This is a genomic window from Methylobacterium sp. 37f (assembly GCF_023093475.1).
In the GTDB taxonomy this organism is placed as follows: domain Bacteria; phylum Pseudomonadota; class Alphaproteobacteria; order Rhizobiales; family Beijerinckiaceae; genus Methylobacterium.
Genome location: NZ_JAGHKN010000027.1, coordinates 16,734 through 32,045 on the forward strand (window position 1 = coordinate 16,734; position 15,312 = coordinate 32,045).

17 protein-coding genes are annotated in these 15,312 nt (G+C 67.9%); 5 read left to right on the top strand and 12 right to left on the bottom strand.

The genetic code is table 11. From position 1 onward, the window contains the following. The first annotated feature begins 274 nt into the window (after positions 1–274). Positions 275–1,531 (top strand): hemolysin family protein, encoded by a 1,257-nt coding sequence (locus J7U37_RS17125; protein WP_247636470.1) that lies wholly within the window; start codon positions 275–277, stop codon positions 1,529–1,531. A 27-nt stretch (positions 1,532–1,558) separates the two neighbouring features. On the opposite strand, the gene J7U37_RS17130 is transcribed toward J7U37_RS17125, so the two are convergent. Further along, the gene (locus J7U37_RS17130; protein ID WP_056184591.1) at positions 1,559–2,734 is read right to left on the bottom strand and encodes an MFS transporter; all 1,176 of its coding nucleotides are present in this window, start codon (positions 2,732–2,734) and stop codon (positions 1,559–1,561) included. Positions 2,735–2,979: 245 nt separating this feature from the next. On the opposite strand from J7U37_RS17130, the gene J7U37_RS17135 reads away from it, so the two are divergent. Together J7U37_RS17135 and J7U37_RS17140 are read left to right on the top strand one after the other, a co-directional pair. Then, on the top strand, positions 2,980–4,290 hold the full coding sequence (locus tag J7U37_RS17135) for an MFS transporter (protein ID WP_247636471.1): 1,311 nt from the start codon (positions 2,980–2,982) through the stop codon (positions 4,288–4,290). Positions 4,291–4,639: 349 nt separating this feature from the next. Next, entirely contained in the window at positions 4,640–5,350 is a 711-nt protein-coding gene (locus J7U37_RS17140; protein WP_247636472.1) for a L,D-transpeptidase, read from the top strand. A gap of 234 nt (positions 5,351–5,584) precedes the next feature. Here the strand turns inward: J7U37_RS17140 and J7U37_RS17145 are convergent, their stop codons facing one another. Next, a complete protein-coding gene (locus J7U37_RS17145) occupies positions 5,585–6,124 on the bottom strand; it encodes a MucR family transcriptional regulator (protein ID WP_056184585.1) in 540 nt (179 codons plus the stop codon). Positions 6,125–7,084: 960 nt separating this feature from the next. Next, a complete protein-coding gene (gene argC, locus J7U37_RS17150; RefSeq protein ID WP_247636473.1) occupies positions 7,085–8,023 on the bottom strand; it encodes an N-acetyl-gamma-glutamyl-phosphate reductase in 939 nt (312 codons plus the stop codon). Positions 8,024–8,244: 221 nt separating this feature from the next. On the opposite strand from argC, the gene J7U37_RS17155 reads away from it, so the two are divergent. After that, complete coding sequence (locus tag J7U37_RS17155) at positions 8,245–8,757, top strand: hypothetical protein (RefSeq protein ID WP_056184638.1); 513 nt, start codon at positions 8,245–8,247, stop codon at positions 8,755–8,757. A 21-nt stretch (positions 8,758–8,778) separates the two neighbouring features. Here the strand turns inward: J7U37_RS17155 and J7U37_RS17160 are convergent, their stop codons facing one another. The 8 genes from J7U37_RS17160 to J7U37_RS17195 all read right to left on the bottom strand — a co-directional run bounded on the left by J7U37_RS17160 (position 8,779) and on the right by J7U37_RS17195 (position 13,947). Beyond that, the gene (locus J7U37_RS17160; protein ID WP_247636474.1) at positions 8,779–9,030 is read right to left on the bottom strand and encodes a hypothetical protein; all 252 of its coding nucleotides are present in this window, start codon (positions 9,028–9,030) and stop codon (positions 8,779–8,781) included. A 97-nt stretch (positions 9,031–9,127) separates the two neighbouring features. Beyond that, positions 9,128–9,607: a 30S ribosomal protein S9 gene (gene rpsI, locus J7U37_RS17165; RefSeq protein ID WP_056184579.1), complete on the bottom strand. Its 480-nt coding sequence runs from the start codon at positions 9,605–9,607 to the stop codon at positions 9,128–9,130. Positions 9,608–9,609: 2 nt separating this feature from the next. Beyond that, positions 9,610–10,071 (bottom strand): 50S ribosomal protein L13, encoded by a 462-nt coding sequence (rplM, locus tag J7U37_RS17170; protein ID WP_056184577.1) that lies wholly within the window; start codon positions 10,069–10,071, stop codon positions 9,610–9,612. Positions 10,072–10,267: 196 nt separating this feature from the next. Next, the gene (locus J7U37_RS17175; protein WP_056184574.1) at positions 10,268–10,777 is read right to left on the bottom strand and encodes a ferritin-like domain-containing protein; all 510 of its coding nucleotides are present in this window, start codon (positions 10,775–10,777) and stop codon (positions 10,268–10,270) included. Positions 10,778–10,958: 181 nt separating this feature from the next. After that, positions 10,959–11,159, bottom strand: coding sequence for a hypothetical protein (locus J7U37_RS17180; RefSeq protein ID WP_056184573.1), 201 nt, complete (start codon positions 11,157–11,159; stop codon positions 10,959–10,961). A 103-nt stretch (positions 11,160–11,262) separates the two neighbouring features. Beyond that, positions 11,263–11,433, bottom strand: a complete 171-nt coding sequence (locus tag J7U37_RS17185; RefSeq protein WP_247636501.1) for a hypothetical protein — start codon at positions 11,431–11,433, stop codon at positions 11,263–11,265. Further along, positions 11,430–11,948 carry a DUF2243 domain-containing protein gene (locus J7U37_RS17190; protein ID WP_247636475.1) on the bottom strand — a complete coding sequence of 173 codons (519 nt, stop codon included), beginning with the start codon at positions 11,946–11,948 and terminating at the stop codon, positions 11,430–11,432. The genes J7U37_RS17185 and J7U37_RS17190 overlap by 4 nt, the downstream gene beginning before the upstream one ends. A gap of 34 nt (positions 11,949–11,982) precedes the next feature. After that, positions 11,983–13,947 (bottom strand): oligopeptide transporter, OPT family, encoded by a 1,965-nt coding sequence (locus J7U37_RS17195; protein WP_247636476.1) that lies wholly within the window; start codon positions 13,945–13,947, stop codon positions 11,983–11,985. A 371-nt stretch (positions 13,948–14,318) separates the two neighbouring features. Between J7U37_RS17195 and J7U37_RS17200 the strand changes: the two genes are divergently transcribed. Continuing rightward, on the top strand, positions 14,319–14,621 hold the full coding sequence (locus tag J7U37_RS17200; protein ID WP_338011506.1) for an RAG2 PHD domain containing protein: 303 nt from the start codon (positions 14,319–14,321) through the stop codon (positions 14,619–14,621). On the opposite strand, the gene J7U37_RS17205 is transcribed toward J7U37_RS17200, so the two are convergent. After that, a complete protein-coding gene (locus J7U37_RS17205; protein ID WP_056184566.1) occupies positions 14,576–15,277 on the bottom strand; it encodes a response regulator transcription factor in 702 nt (233 codons plus the stop codon). The two genes, J7U37_RS17200 and J7U37_RS17205, sit on opposite strands and share 46 nt — an antisense overlap. Positions 15,278–15,312 lie beyond the last annotated feature (35 nt).

Here is a 15,312-nt window from a genome sequence, read left to right on the forward strand (position 1 = left end):
AATGCCTATTCATCGCGAGAACCGTGCCGCATCAGCTTTGTTCCTAAAGAATGGAGCCACCTCTGGGTTGGCTCGCGGACGGGGTGATGCGCGCGAAGGCGCACGGTTGTATTTTGAAGGGTCGTGTCGAGGTCACAGGGAAAATCGTCGGGTGCGTGATCGCGGTGGCCCGTCACCTGCGGAGCTGGTAGAGATCCGCCGCTGACCAGGGGAGACGACGATTTTCGACGACGCATGGGCGACCGGGCTGGGCCTCGTTGCCGTCTTCGCCCTGGTGCTCGCCAACGGTTTCTTCGTGGCCGCCGAGTTCGCCCTGGTTTCGGTGCGCAAGAGTCGGGTCGCCGAGCTGGTCACCGAGCGGCGCACACACGCCGCCGCTCTTCAGCGCGCCACCGACCAGCTCGACGCCTACCTGGCGGCGACGCAGCTCGGCATCACCATTTCGTCCCTGGCGCTGGGCTGGGTCGGCGAGCCGGCGCTGGCGCACATCATCGTGCCGGCCTTGAGCTTCCTGCCGGAGCCGGTCGGCACCACCGCCGCCCACACCATCGCGGTGGTCATCTCCTTCGTCATCATCACGTCGATGCACATCGTGCTCGGTGAGTTGGCCCCGAAGAGCCTCGCACTCCAGCGCAGCGAGCGCACCGCGCTCGCGGTGGTGCGGCCCCTCGGCCTGTTCCTGTTCGTGTTCCGCCCGGCGATCCTGTTCCTCAACGGTCTCGGCAACGGCGTCGTCCGGCTGTTCGGCCTGCAGGCCGGGCACGGCGAAGGCTCGCTCCACTCCACCGCCGAACTCAACCTACTGGTCCAGGCGAGCCAGGAGGCCGGCCTGATCCGCGAGGCGCAGCAGGAGGCGGTCCAGCGCATCTTCTCGATCGGCGAGCGCCGGGTGCGCGATATCATGACCCCGCGACACGAGGTCGAGTGGGTCGATGCCGACGAGGAGCCCGACGCGATCCTGAGGTCGGTGCGGGAATGCGACCATGCCCAGCTGGTGGTCAGCCGCAGCGAAGTCGACGAGATCGTCGGGGTGGTGCGCAAGCAGGACCTGCTCAATCAACTCCTCGACGGCAAGCCGATCAGCGTCCTGGCGGCGACCCAGCCGCCGATCGTCGTACACGAGAGCATGTCGATCCTGGCGGTGCTGGAGACGTTCCAGGCCAAGCCCGTGCGGATGGCGGTGGTCGTCGACGAGTACGGCAGCCTCGAAGGCATCGTGACCCAGACCGACCTGCTCGAAGCGATCGCCGGCAACATCCCCGAGGTCGGCGACGAACCGAACGTGGTCGAGCGCGAGGACGGCTCGCTCCTCATCGACGGCATGATGCCGGCATCCCAGGCCTTCGACCGTCTCGCCTTCGCCGAGCACCCGGATTCCGACGATTTCACCACGCTCGCGGGCTTCGTGATCTTCCGCCTCGGCCGCATTCCCGGCATCGGCGATCACTTCGAGTCGCATGGCTGGCGCTTCGAGGTCGTCGACATGGATGGCCGGCGCATCGACAAGGTCCTGGCGACGCCGCTGACCTGATGCTCCGGTCCCGACCCGCTCCGGCGCTCAGGCCGGAACCGGACGGGTCCCGCGCGGCCGGGCCGTCAGGGTCAGCACGAGGGCCAGGAGCGCGATGGCGGAGCCGAACCAGGGCAGGCTGCCATAGCCGTAGCCGGCCGTGACAAGAGCCCCGCCGAGGGCCGCACCGCTGGCATTGCCGAGGTTGAAGGCCCCCTGGTTCAGGGTCGAGGCCAGGTTGGGCGCATCGGTTGCCGCCTCCACCACCCAGACCTGGAGGGGCGCCACGACGGCGAAGACCAGCGCGCCCCAGATCGGCAGCGTGATGACGGCGGGGATCGCCGCCTGCGCGGTGAAGGCGAACAGCGCCAGAACGGCCACCAGGGCCGCGAAGCTGCCGATGACGGTCGCCATCAGGCGCCGGTCGGCGAGGCGGCCTCCGGCGAGGTTTCCGACCGTCAGGCCGACTCCGAACAGCAGCAGGGCTCCGGTCACCTGCGTCGGCGTCAGCCCGCTCACATCCTCCAGGATCGGGGTGATGTAGGTGAACACCGTGAACAGGCTCACGGAGGCCAGCGTGCTGATCAGCATCGGCAGCAGCACGGGCCAGCGCCGGAGGGAGCGGAATTCGCCGGCAAGGCCGCCGCGCGAGCCCGGCATACCGCCCGGCACGAAGGCCAGGATCGCCCCCGCCGCCGCCACGCCGAGAACGAGGACGCCCCAGAAGGTGGCGCGCCAGCCGGCGACCTGGCCCAATGCCGTCCCGAAGGGCACACCCAGGACATTGGCGAGCGTCAGGCCGGCGAACATCAGCGCCACGGCCTGGGCCCGCTGCTCGCGCGGCACCAGGCTGCTCGCCACCACGGCGCCGATGCCGAAGAAGGCACCGTGCGCGAAGGCGGTGACGATGCGGGCCAGCATCAGGAGATCGTAGGTCGGGGCCAGGGCGCAGCCGAGGTTGCCCAGGAGGAACACCGCCATCAGGACGAGCAGGGCGGTCTTGCGCGGCAGACGTGCGGTGGCGATGGCGACGATGGGAGCCCCGACCGCGACGCCGAGAGCGTAGCCGGAGACCAGCAGGCCGGCGCGCGGAACGCTGACGCCGAAGCTCGCCGCCACATCCGGAAGAAGACCCATGATGACGAATTCGGTGGTGCCGATGCCGAAGGAGGCGGCCGCGAGGGCCAGAATCGGGCGGGACAACGTCGAGGAGCGGGACAGCATCGGTGCCTTGCGATGGGATCGGGGCGTGAAATCGGGATTCGGGCACGGGATCGGGCTGCACCGGGACGGCGCGAGACCGGATCGCTGCAGTGCAACGTCAGATCCAGGGGCTAACACGAGGCAGCCCGGACCAGCGATGCGTCGAGGTCAGGGAGCCCAAGCGTCGGCCGAATGCGATCCGAAAGTTCTGCTGGAACTCCTCCATCGCGGCCGGCATAGGCCACGCTGACGCGAGGGACCCGGCCATGAACACGGATGCAACGAACACCGGGCTGCACCCGGTCCTGGAGCGAAAGGCGGTGGCGGCCGTCGTCCTGGGCAATGCCCTCGAATTCTACGACTTCACCATCTACGCCTTCTTTGCGAAGTCGATCGGCGAGACCTTCTTCCCCTCGCAGAACGCCACCGATAGCTTGCTCGCCTCCCTGGCTCTGTTCGGCATCGGCTATGTCATGCGGCCCATCGGCGGCATCCTCATCGGGGCCTTCGCCGACCGGACCGGGCGCAAGCCCGCCATGCTGATCACCATCGCGCTCATGGCGATCGGCATGGTGATGCTGGCGGCCGCTCCCGGCTACGCCACCCTGGGCGGCTGGTCACAGGTCATCGTCATCGTGGGCCGGCTCATCCAGGGGCTCGCTCTCGGCGGCGAGGTCGGCCCCTCCACCGCCTACCTGCTGGAGGCCGCGCCCCCGAAGCACCGCGGCTTCGTGGCGAGTTGGCAGATCGCCAGCCAGGGCTGCGCGGCCCTGATCGCCGGCCTTTGCGCCTCGGCCCTCACCTTCGCGGTCGGCGATGCCGCGATGGGCGACTGGGGCTGGCGCGTGATGTTCGCACTCGGCATCGGCGTGGTGCCGGTGGGCCTGATCATCCGCAGTCACCTGCCCGAGACCGCCGGCGAACGGGCCGATCCCGCCGCCGCTGCCTCGACCTTCGGCGTGGTGCGGCGTCTGGTGCGCGAACATGGGCGGCTCCTCGCGCTGACCTTCCTGATCATCGCGGCCTCCACGGTGTCCAATGCCATCGGCACCAACATGCCGGTCTACGCCCAGGCGACGCTGGGATTGACGGAGACGATCTCGACGGCGGTGCCGATTGCCCTCGGCCTCGCCTCCATCGTGTTTCCGCTCATCGGCGGCTGGCTCGCCGATCGGATCGGGCGGCGCGCGGTGTTGATCTGGCCGCGCGTCCTCATCGTCGTGCTGACCCTGCCGGCCTTCGTCTGGCTCGTGCGCGACCCGACAGGCCCCTCGGTCTACGCCGTCACCTTCCTGCTCTCCGCCCTTTCCTCGATCAATGCGGCGGCCATCATCGTGGCGATCCCGGAATCGCTGCCGCGCGCGGTGCGCAGTGCCGGCCTCTCGATCGTCTACGCCTTTTCGGTCTCGATCTTCGGCGGCAGCACGAACTACCTGGTGAACAAGCTCATCGCCCTGTCCGGCGACAAGCTGGCGCCGGCCTACTATCTCGTCGCCTTCAGCATCGTCGGAACTCTCGCGGCCCTCTGGATGCCGGAGACCCGTGGCAAGGACATGGAGTCCGACGCGGCGGCATGACCGGCAAGGCCCGTACTGTTTCGATCCGTTCGCGCCGATCCTGGCGTCGGCCGATCCGCATCAACTCCGTCGGCTGCAGGGATGCGGTGTGGATCGCGCGACCACGATACTGTGGCCCGACTGTTTCAGTCCCGGTGCAAGGCCGGTGGCTATGCGGAATCCGGAAGAATCGCCCGAAACATGCCGGGCTTCGAACAGGACAAGGGCCACGGAGACCGAGTAAAGCTTGTCAGCCCAGCCGGACCGGGGCAATCTGAGCTTGGCAATACGCATCACCCGCGCAACGCCGCGACGCTTTCGATCGAGCCATCCCGCAGGGTGGACCGACTGACCCGGGACTTCGAAGATCATGACCCTGACAGGTAGACGGGCGGATGCCGGCCAGACGCAGGATCTCGCTCCATCTCCCCAGCGGGCCGGATTTCTCGACCGCCGCGCGTTCCTGGTCGGCTCGGCCGTCGGCCTTGGAACCCTGGGGTTGGCCGGTTGCGTGACACCCGATGGGATGGTCCTCGCCGAGGCAGCGAAGACCTACGGAGCGATGCCGGACGAGAAATTTCCGATTCCGGCGACCGACATCAGCAAGGTCGATCCGAAATACTATCGCCGGACGGTTCGGTATGAGTCGAAGGAGGCACCCGGCACGATCGTCGTCGATCCGCGCAATTTCTATGTCTATCGCATCGAGGGGGACGGCGCCGCCACGCGATACGGCGCCAATGTCGGCCGCGACGGATTCCTGTGGAGCGGGGATGCCTATGTCGGCCGCAAATCCGAATGGGCGACCTGGACACCGCCCAAGGAGATGATCCGGCGCCAGCCGGAAGCCGCCCAATATGCCCGCGGCATGCCGGGCGGTCTCGACAACCCACTCGGCGCCCGCACGCTGCACCTCTACCAGAACGGCGCCTATACGCTCTACACGATCTACGCCAGCAGTGAGCCCGACACCATCGGCAGCGGCATCACCAGTGGCTGCGTCGGCCTGCTCACGCAGGACATGATCCACCTCTACGCGCGTACGCCGCTGAAGGCGAAGGTGGTCGTGCTGCCGGCCTAGCGTCTGTCGTTTTTGCTTGTCCTGTCGGGATGACCGGTTTCCCCCAATCCCTGACAAACTCCAGCACAGCTGTCCGCATCCATTCGAAGCGTCGGCCCACCTTCACGGGGCGCGCTATTCGGCCCGCATAAAGATCAGGCCGGCTCGAGCGTCCCTCAAGCCGACCTGTCTGTTATCGCGAGGACCGACGTGATCTCTGCACCGTGCCGCTCGGGCGGGCAGAGATCTGTCAGATCAGGCGTCGACCTTCTTGCGGGGACCGCGACGCTTCTTCTCTGCGGGAGCGGCCTCGGCCTCGGCCTCGGGCTCCTCCGGGGGTTCGGCCGTCACGGTCTCTTCCGGCGCGCTCTTGGCGATGCCCTTGCGGCGCTGCTGGCCGAGGCCGAGGGCGCGGGCCAGCTCGGAACGCTGCTCGGAATAGCTGGCCGAGGTCATCGGATAATCGGGCGCCAGGCCCCACTTGGCGCGATACTGCTCAGGGGTCAGTCCACGCAAGGTCAGGTGTCGGCGCAGGGTCTTGTACTGCTTTCCGTCCTCGAAGCTGATCAGGTAGTCCGACGAGATCGAGCGGCGGATCTCCTGCGGGGTCGCCTTCGGCGGGCCGGCTTCGGCAGCGGACGAGCCGCTGTTGGTCACGCCACGGATCGCCTCATGAACATCACTGAGGAGCTTGGGCAACTCGGCGCTTTGAACGTGATTGTTGCTGACGTAGGCCGAGACGATATCGGCCGCCAGGGTGATGAGCCGAGCTGAGTCGTTGTCTGTTTCGTTCATGTGGCGCCACCGATCTGCATATCTGTTGGAGTTGTCTTAAAGCGTAGGCTCAGATCTTTTTGCAAGCAAGATGTTGTATCAAAGATTGCGAGGTTTTCCCTCGGCGCGCTGTGGATCATTTGTCAATTTTTCGCGCATGGCCTGCACTGATGTGATCAATCGCGCCCCGGTTGACCAACAAGACTGTCACGTGTCCTGCGTGTGGAGACGAAGGGCCTGCACGACCTGTCCCGTTCCTGCTGAAAAGCAGCGTCGCCGCGCCAAGGACCACTGGCCGGTTCGGATCGACGCGTGGAGATCCTGGAAAGGCCGGTCCGCATGTCGATCGTCACGCTCCGGACGCGGACTATTCCACAAAGGAATTCGCGAAAAATCGATCCTTACCCCGAAGGTCTCACCATGAATCTCAATAAGAACATTGGACATTGCGTTTCATGCGATAAAACAAATTTATGGTGTTCGCAATGAAGCTGACCGTCTTTATGCCGCCGCGACGAGAAAAGCTTGGTTTGGAACGCAGTGATTCCGTTACGCGGCGGGCCGGAATCAATCCTGGCCAGATGGCACATCGACTTTGCCCGGTCGCCGTCTTGGCGCGGGCTGAGTCACTCACGGATGGTTGATCAAACACCGTCGTCGCGAGGGATCAGCACTGAGGCGATGCTGGGTGCTGCACCGCAACTCTGCCGGCATCCTACGGAGAATGCAGCAACACGCGGAACCCGTGCACCTTCGACCGCCGGTACGGAGGAGGGCGGTTCGATCTCCGGGTCGGGCCGGAACGCGCGGCCCGAGGTATCGCGCAAGACGAACGGGCGGCCTCGACCCGTCGAGGCCGCCCGCGATGTCGGATCACGATCGCGTCAAACGTGGCTTGGCGGCACGATCCCGCGCACGGGTGTGCCCGCAGGCCTGCGGCGCGGGCCTGCGGGCATCGGGAACGGCCGATGCGTGCGCGAGTCAGTCGAGACCGAGCATCAGCCCGATATTCTGCACGGCTGCGCCGGACGCACCCTTGCCGAGATTGTCGAGGCGGGCGACCAGGACCGCCTGCCGATGGGTCTCGTTGCCGTAGACCCGCAATTCAAGGCGGTCGGTGTCGTTCAGCGCTTCCGGCTCGATGCTCTCGGTGCCGTCGGCCGGGACCACCCGCACCAGATCCTGGCCCTCGTAATAGGCCACCAGGGCCGCCTCGAGATCGGCGGCGCGAGGGGCTCCCGGCAGGGTGTCGAGGTGGAGCGGCACGCTCACCAGCATGCCCTGGCGGAAGTTGCCGACGGACGGGATGAAGATCGGCCGGCGGGTGAGCCGGGCATAGGTCTGCGTCTCCGGCAGGTGCTTGTGCCCGAGGCCGAGGCCGTAGAGCAGGAACGGCTCGCCCTGTCCGGCCTCGTAGGACTCGATCATGCTCTTGCCGCCGCCGCTATAGCCGCTGACCGCATTGATGCTGACCGGATGATCGGGCGGAAGGATCCCGGCCTCCACCAGGGGACGGATCAGCGCGATGGCGCCGGTCGGATAGCAGCCCGGATTGGCGACCCGCCGCGCCTGACGGATGGCCTGCGCCTGGGCCGGCGCCAACTCGGCGAAGCCGTAGGCCCAGGCCGGATCGACCCGGTGCGCGGTGCTGGCATCGAGAATGCGCGGGCCGCCGCCCGGCAGGGTGTCGGCCAGCGCCACGGTCTCCTTCGCGGCCGCGTCGGGCAGGCACAGGACGACGAGGTCGACCGCCTCGAGCAGCGTCCGCTTGACGGCCGCGTCCTTGCGGCTCTCATGCGGGATGCTCTTCAGAGTGACGCGGCCCTCGCGCTCGAGGCGCTCGCGAATGCCGAGGCCCGTGGTTCCGGCCTCGCCGTCGATGAAGATCGTGGGCTTGTGCCCCGCGCCGCTCTCGCTCATGGCCACCTGACATCCTTCTCGCCGCGTCGCTGCGGAATGATCCTGCGCCGACCTGCCGGAGCGACGTGGCCGGGACGCTTCCTCAAGTCAATGTCTTGGCCCCCACGCGACTAACGCATGATGACAGTCGATCAAGCCTGTGTATCCCGGTCCCGGACCTGGAACGGGGCGCGCGACCGTCCGGTTGAGGCATGACGAGACGTTCCATCGAGGTCATGCAGATGTCAGCCAGCGCGGAAAAGACCGATCCCAAGCTCTGGGACAAGGTGAAAAAGCAGGTTACGGACTCGGACAAGGGCGGCAAGCCGGGCCAATGGTCGGCGCGCAAGGCCCAAGCGGCCACCAAGGCCTACAAGGACGCCGGCGGCGGCTACAAGGGCAAGAAGTCCGAGGACAACCACCTGAAGCAGTGGACCGAGGAGGAGTGGGACACGAAGTCCGGCGAGAAGAGCGGCGAGACCGGTGAACGCTACCTGCCGAAGAAGGCCCGCGAGTCCGTGTCGGAATCCGAGTACGACCGCTCGACCCGGAAGAAGCAGGCTGATTCGGCCAAGGGCAAGCAGTTCTCCAAGCAGCCGGCCGACGTCGCGAAGAAGACCGCCGCGGCACGGAAATCGACCCATGCGGGATCAGGCCGGACCAAGGCGGACCTGATGAAGGCGGCCCGGGACAAGAACATTCCCGGCCGCTCGAAGATGTCGAAGGGCGAACTGGAGCACGCCCTGCACGCCTGACCGATCAGGCCTCCGACACCGTCAGGCGATCAGCTCACCCCAGGAGGGCTTCCACAGGTTCTGGGGATCGATCACCACGATCTCCAGACCGCCCTCGTTGGCGACGTGGACGGCCACCCCGAAGGCCTGCGCGATGGGCATGATGCCGGTGGTGCTGAACAGGCGGCCGTCGGCGAGCTTGACCTCGCCCGTCTGCGCGCCGCCGGTCTCCGCGAGGCAGAGGGTGACGGCGGAGGCGTCGGGCCGGGTGACGCGTCGGAAGGGCTTCGCCATGGGGATCCGTGTCTCTCTGCGGCGGCTCAAAAGGCGGCGGCTCAAAAGGAAAGGGCGGCCGAAGCCGCCCTGCCCAGATACATCGTGACGGAGCGCCTCAGCGCTTCGAGAACTGGAAGCTGCGGCGAGCCTTCTTGCGGCCGTACTTCTTGCGCTCGACCACGCGGCTGTCGCGGGTCAGGAAGCCCTCGCGCTTCAGCGGAGCGCGCAGCTCCGGCTCGTAGTAGGTCAGCGCCTTGGACAGGCCGTGGCGCACGGCGCCGGCCTGACCCGAGAGACCGCCGCCATGCACCGAGACGGTGATGTCGTACTGGTCGACGCGGTTGGCGATGGTGAGCGGCTGACGCAGGATCATGCGCAGCACCGGACGGGCGAAATACACCTCGACGGCGCGGCCGTTGACCACGACCTTGCCGGTGCCGGGCTTGATCCAGACGCGGGCGACCGCGTCCTTGCGCTTGCCGGTGGCGTAGGCGCGGCCCTGGGCATCGAGCTTCTGGACGTGGACCGGAGCGGCGTTCTCCGGCGACTCGACGTTCGCGCGGTTCAGGTCGGAGAGGGACTGAAGGGTCGCCATGATCAAGCGCTCACGTTCTTGCGGTTGAGGCTGCCGACGTCGAGCGCCTGCGGCTGCTGGGCGGTGTGGGGATGCTCGGAGCCCTTATAGACCCGGAGGTTGCCCATGATCTGGCGGAAGAGGGGACCACGCGGGAGCATGCGCTCGACGGCCTTCTCCACGACGCGCTCGGGGAAGCGACCGTCGAGGATGAACTTGGCCGTGCGCTCCTTGATGCCGCCCGGGTAGCCGGTGTGGTGATAGTACACCTTCTGCTCGCGCTTGCGGCCGGTGAACTTCACCTTCTCGGCATTGATGACGATGACGTTGTCGCCGCAATCGACGTGGGGCGTATACGCGGGCTTGTGCTTGCCGCGCAGGCGCATGGCGACGATGGAGGCGAGCCGGCCGACGACCAGGCCCTCCGCATCGACGATGATCCACTTCTTGTCGACGTCGGCGGGCTTCAGAGAAAAGGTCTTCATCCCGTGGCGTTCCGTATGGTGTCTGAACAAAACGATGCGCCGCCGCGTGCGGGACGCGGCGGCGTTGACGGTTCCTCTAGGGACATGCAGCGGATTCGTCAACCCGCATCGTTCAGGTTTTGGGTCCTCGAAAACCCGAAAAGCGCAATTATTCGAAGCGTTTCGGGCATGCGGTACCCAAATACCGCAGGCCGGATCAGCGGTCCGCCTTCTCGCCCGCCGTGGTCAGGTCGATGTAGCGCAGCGTGGTCGGGCGCACGAGTTCCCGCACCTTGCGGGCCATCGCTTCCTCCTCGCGGAGCGATTGCTGGAAGCCCGTGAGGGCGGTCTGCTGCCCAGCCGCCTCGCCGATGGCGATCAGCGATTCGTAGGCGGCGATCTCGAAATTCTCGAAGGCGTGGTTGGCGTAGGCGTTCTTCAGGATCTCGTCCTGCGCCGGCGTATGGCCGAGGGCCATCATGTTGCCGACGAAGCCCAGCACGCCCTCCTTGATGGTCGAGGGACTTTCCGAGAGGCTGTGCAAGGCCTCCTCGATCCGGGTACGCTGACCGTGGGTCTCCTCGATATGGCGGCGCAGGGCCTGCTCCATTTCGGGATAGCGCTGCAGACGCTCGACCTGACGCTCCATGATCTGGAGCGCCTGCATCTCGAGCGCATGGGTATTCTTCAGGGCGGTCACGTAAATTTCGCGCGTATCGATGGTCACGTGGAAGATCTCCTCGTCGTCGCGAATGCATTCGCTGTCGTCACGAGAAGATCAGAAGCTGGGCTCCTGTTCCGCATAACGGGTTGGCATTTGTTATAGACCAGTCCGCGACAAAGCATCACCGAGACCGAACCGGTGCGATGTGGAGACGAACGGTCCAGCTTGCTTGACGCGCTCGCGCTCAGGCCGGTTTGAGGCGGGCCAGTTCCGCCTCGGCGGCGAGCGCCCGGGCCTTCCATTCGTCGCGCTCGGCCTCCGCGGCGCGCGCCGCGATCTCGGCCCGCTGCGCCTTTGCAGCCTGCGTGGCGGCCAGGGCTTGGGCTCGTTCGCGGGCGCGGGTCTCGCCAGCCATCTGCACCTTGAGGTCTCGTGGCGTGGCCATCGGGGCAATCCTGGGGGTGAACTGGAATTCGGGCGGGGGCGCCGGTTCAATGCCGTGCCTTCCCGCGCGGCGGCACCCGGGTCAAGCTCGGGCCGCGAAACACTCACACGCCGAGACACCGGAGGGTCAGCAGGTCGTCGAGGCTGAGATCCCGGCCGAAGAGCAGGGGACGCCAGATCGGAAGGGTCGCCAGGACGAGTCCGGCCGCGAGCGCCAGCCAGGGCAGGCCCTCGCGCCAGGGGATGATCACCCGAAAGGTCCGGGGCGGCATCACGCGCGGGCATTCCGAACAAGAACGAACCCGACGATCAGCATCACGAGACCCCAGGCCAGGAAGCCGAGATCCCACGCGAGCCACTGCGGGGGCGGCACCCGTTCGTTGACGTGGTGGACGCCGAGGATCTGGTGATCGATCAGTCCCTCGAGGGTGTTGAACAGGCCCCAGCCCATCAGGAGGGTCCCGGCGAACTTCCGGCTCGACCAGCGCAGGTGGCGCCGATGGGCGCTGCGCCACAGCAGGAACAGGCCGAACACCACGAACACGTAGGTGGCGCTGTGGAAGATCCCATCCCACAGAGTGTTGCGCTCGAGGTTCTCGATCGAGGTGATCGGGTACCAGCTGCTGAGCATATGGTGCCATTGCAGCACCTGATGCAGCACGATGCCGTCGAAGAAGCCACCGAGGCCGAGGCCGAACAGCAAGCCGGCCGCGATGGGGAAGCGAGGCGCGTCCGGGCCGGGGACGGCGCTTCCGGGGCCAAGGGGCGAAGGGCTAACCGGAGCGGTCATGCGATGCCTCATCGGGGACGGGAGCCCGCGTCCGTCACGCCGGCGGCGCACGGGACACCAGGTGCTGGAAGCCGAGGACGATCGCGGCGAAGACCACGGCGCCGAGACCGGTCGCCACCGGCGCGAAATCGGGTCCGACGAGCACGAGGGACGAGCTGCGCCCCGACAGGGTGTCGGCGGCGGCGAGCAGGACGCCGACGATGCTCTCGCCGACCAGGAAGCCGGACGCGATCAGAACGCCCCGGCGCCGGGCCAGGGGCTCGGCCTCGTCGGAGCCTGGCCCGGCGCGGAGCCGGCGGCGCGCCAGCCAGCCGATCACGCCCCCGACGGCGATCGTCACCACCACTTCCAGGGGCAGGTAGATGCCGATTCCCACCGTCAGCGCCGGGAAGGAAAGCTCGCGCCGGCGCAGGAGCGTCTCGATCACCACGAAGACGACGCCGAGGGCGGCGCCGACCAGCACCATCGTCCAGGGCAGCTCACCGTGGACGATGCCGCTGGCGATCTGGGTCATCAGGGCGGCTTGCGGCGCCGGCAGGGCGTTGCCCGGGTCCATCCCGGGCCGGGGCAGCGCCTGCGCGAAGCCGTAGGCCTGATACAGCAGCGACAGCAGCGGGGCGATGACCAGGGCGCCGACCGTGACCCCGGCCATCAGGGCTACCTGTTGGCGCCAGGGGGTGGCATCGACGAGCTGCCCGGTCTTGAGGTCCTGCAGATTATCGTTGGCGATCGAGGCCGTCGTCACCACGACGGCGGCGAGGAGCAGCGCCAGCCCGATGACGAAGCGGTCGCCCTCCGGCCCGGCGGAGCGCCCGATCAGGAGGGGGATCAGCAGCGCGGTGACCAGGGTGGTGAGAATGCCGATGCCGGAGATCGGGCTGCTCGAAGAGCCGAGGAGCCCGGCGAGGTAGCCGCAGGCCGCCGCCATCAGGAAGCCGAACAGCACGGCGAACACGGTCGCGACCGCGACCACGGCGATGTGCAGCGCCCCGAGATCGGCACCCGAAGCGAAGATCCAGAACAGCCCGGCCAGAAGGGCGGCGAGGCCCAGGGTCGCGCCCGCCACCCAGGTGATCGGCAGGTCGCGTTCCTGGCGGGGGATCTCCGCGCCGCCCGTCCGCGCGCTCGCGAAGGCGGCCTTCATGCTGCCGGCAATCTGGCGGGCGAGACTCGCCACCGTCCAGAGGGCGCCGACCGCGATGATGCCGGCCCCGATCAGCCGGACCTGATCCGACCAGACCGCCCGTGCGGCGGCATCCGCGCCCTCGCCGGAGGCGGACCCCAGCGCGGTGAGGACCGGCACGGCGACACCCCACGCGATGGCGACGCCGGTGAGAAGGGCGAGGCAGGCGCCGAGCCCGACAAGGTAGCCGACGCCGACCAGGGCCAGGGAAAAGCCGGTGCCGAACCGAAACAGCGCCGACCCGGCCGCCACGGTGGCGTGCATCCCGTCGGCCAGGACCCGGAAGCCCGTGGTGGACAGGCCGACGAGGCCCGCCAGCGCCGCCGCGCCGAGGAGCGGACGCAGGCCGCCGCGGGGCGCCGCATCGCCGGAGCTGTCGCCCGCCCGCAGCACCTCGGCTGCCGCCGTTCCTTCCGGGTAGGGCAGGCCGGCGCCCATCACCAGGGCACGGCGCAGGGGGATCGAGTACGCGATTCCCAGAAGCCCGCCGATCAGGCAGAGGCCGGTGGTCTGCCAATAGGGGAAGTCGCTCCAGTGGCCGATCAGCACGAGCCCGGGCAGCACCAGGATGACGTTGCACAGGGTGCCGGCCGCCGAAGCCTGGGTCTGGACGATGTTGTTCTCGAAGATGTTGGCGTTGCCCACCAGCCGCAGCACGCCCATCGACAGCATCGCGGCCGGGATCGAGGTCGAGAACGTCACCCCGGTCTTCAAGCCCATGTAGAGGTTCGCCGTCATGAACACGACGGTGATCACGGCCCCGAGGAGCAGACCACGCAGGGTCAGCTCCGCCGCGTGCGCCGGTGGGGTCTTCACGAAACGGGAAACTTCATGGAACGGCTCGCGGTGAGGGTGGCCCGGTCAGCGGCGGAGGGGCAGAAGCGAGGGACCGAAAACCTGTGCACGCGGTCCTGAGTCACCGGGTCCGACCGCACGGTTCCGGCGCCGCCACGCCCCGACATGGTGCGGAACCCGGCTCGGCCTGCAAACCACATAGGTTACCGGACGGACGGCCCGTGACAGGCAGCCACGGGCCTTCCCGAACCCGCCACCGAGGCGGGCCGCTCGATCGCGATCCTGATGGAACGCTCATGAAACGCGGCCGCACACCCGCTCGAATCCTCACGCGTCCGGGTGCAGTTCAGGCGGGCGGTCCCGAGGATGGATCGCGCAAGCCCCGAACGCCCATGCCCGCTTCGCTCATCCCTCCGGCCCCCGCGCTCCCGGACATCGACGGGGGCACGTCGTGCTTCGTCATCGGCCAGGACCGGCAGGGATGCTGGGTCGCCGCCGAGATCCACGGCCGCGCCGGAGGCCTGTTCCGCAGCCGCCAGGACGCGCTGCATTACGCGGTCGATGCCACGGCCCACCGGCCGGACGCAGTGCGGATCGCGGCCGACGGCGTCGAACTGCATCTCGGCGGGACCAGCGCCGTCGCCCTCGATCAGCGGGCCGGGCCGCCCTCGTCGTCGGGGGCGCGCAGCCGGTAGCCCACGCCCGTCTCGGTGAGCAGGATCCGCGGGCGCTCCGGATCGGCCTCCAGCTTCTGGCGAAGCTGGCGCATGTAGACCCGCAGGTATTGCGGGTCGGACGAGGTCGAGACCGCGTTCATCAGCTGGGCATGGGTCAAGGCCTTGCCGGCATGCTGCACCAGGACGCGGAGGAAATCGTATTCCCGCGGGGTCAGCTTCACCTCGGCCCCGTGGACGCGGACGATGCGGCGCACGAGGTCGACGCTGAGGCCGTCGACCGCGAAGACGGCGCGCTCGCCCTGGACCGCGAGCTGGTGACGCAGGGCCGCCCGCAGGCGGGCGAGGAGTTCGCCCATGCCGAACGGTTTGGTGACGTAGTCGTCGGCGCCGAGATCGAGGGCCTCGACCTTGCCGGACTCGTCGTCGCGGCTCGACAGAACCACGACGGGCAGGTCGCGGTGGTCGGCGCGGATGCGGCGCAGGAGATCGTGCCCCCGCATGTCCGGCAGGCCGAGATCGAGGATGATCAGCGCGATGGTCTCGCGCGCCAGGATGTCGAGGGCCGTGCGGGCGTTCGGCGCCTCGAACACGGTGTAGCCCTGCGTCGCCAGCCCGGTGCGGAGGAGCTTGCGGATGGGCGGCTCGTCGTCGACCACCAGGATGCCGAGGCTCATGCGGCGGATCTCATGGCGAGGCTCATGCGGTGAAT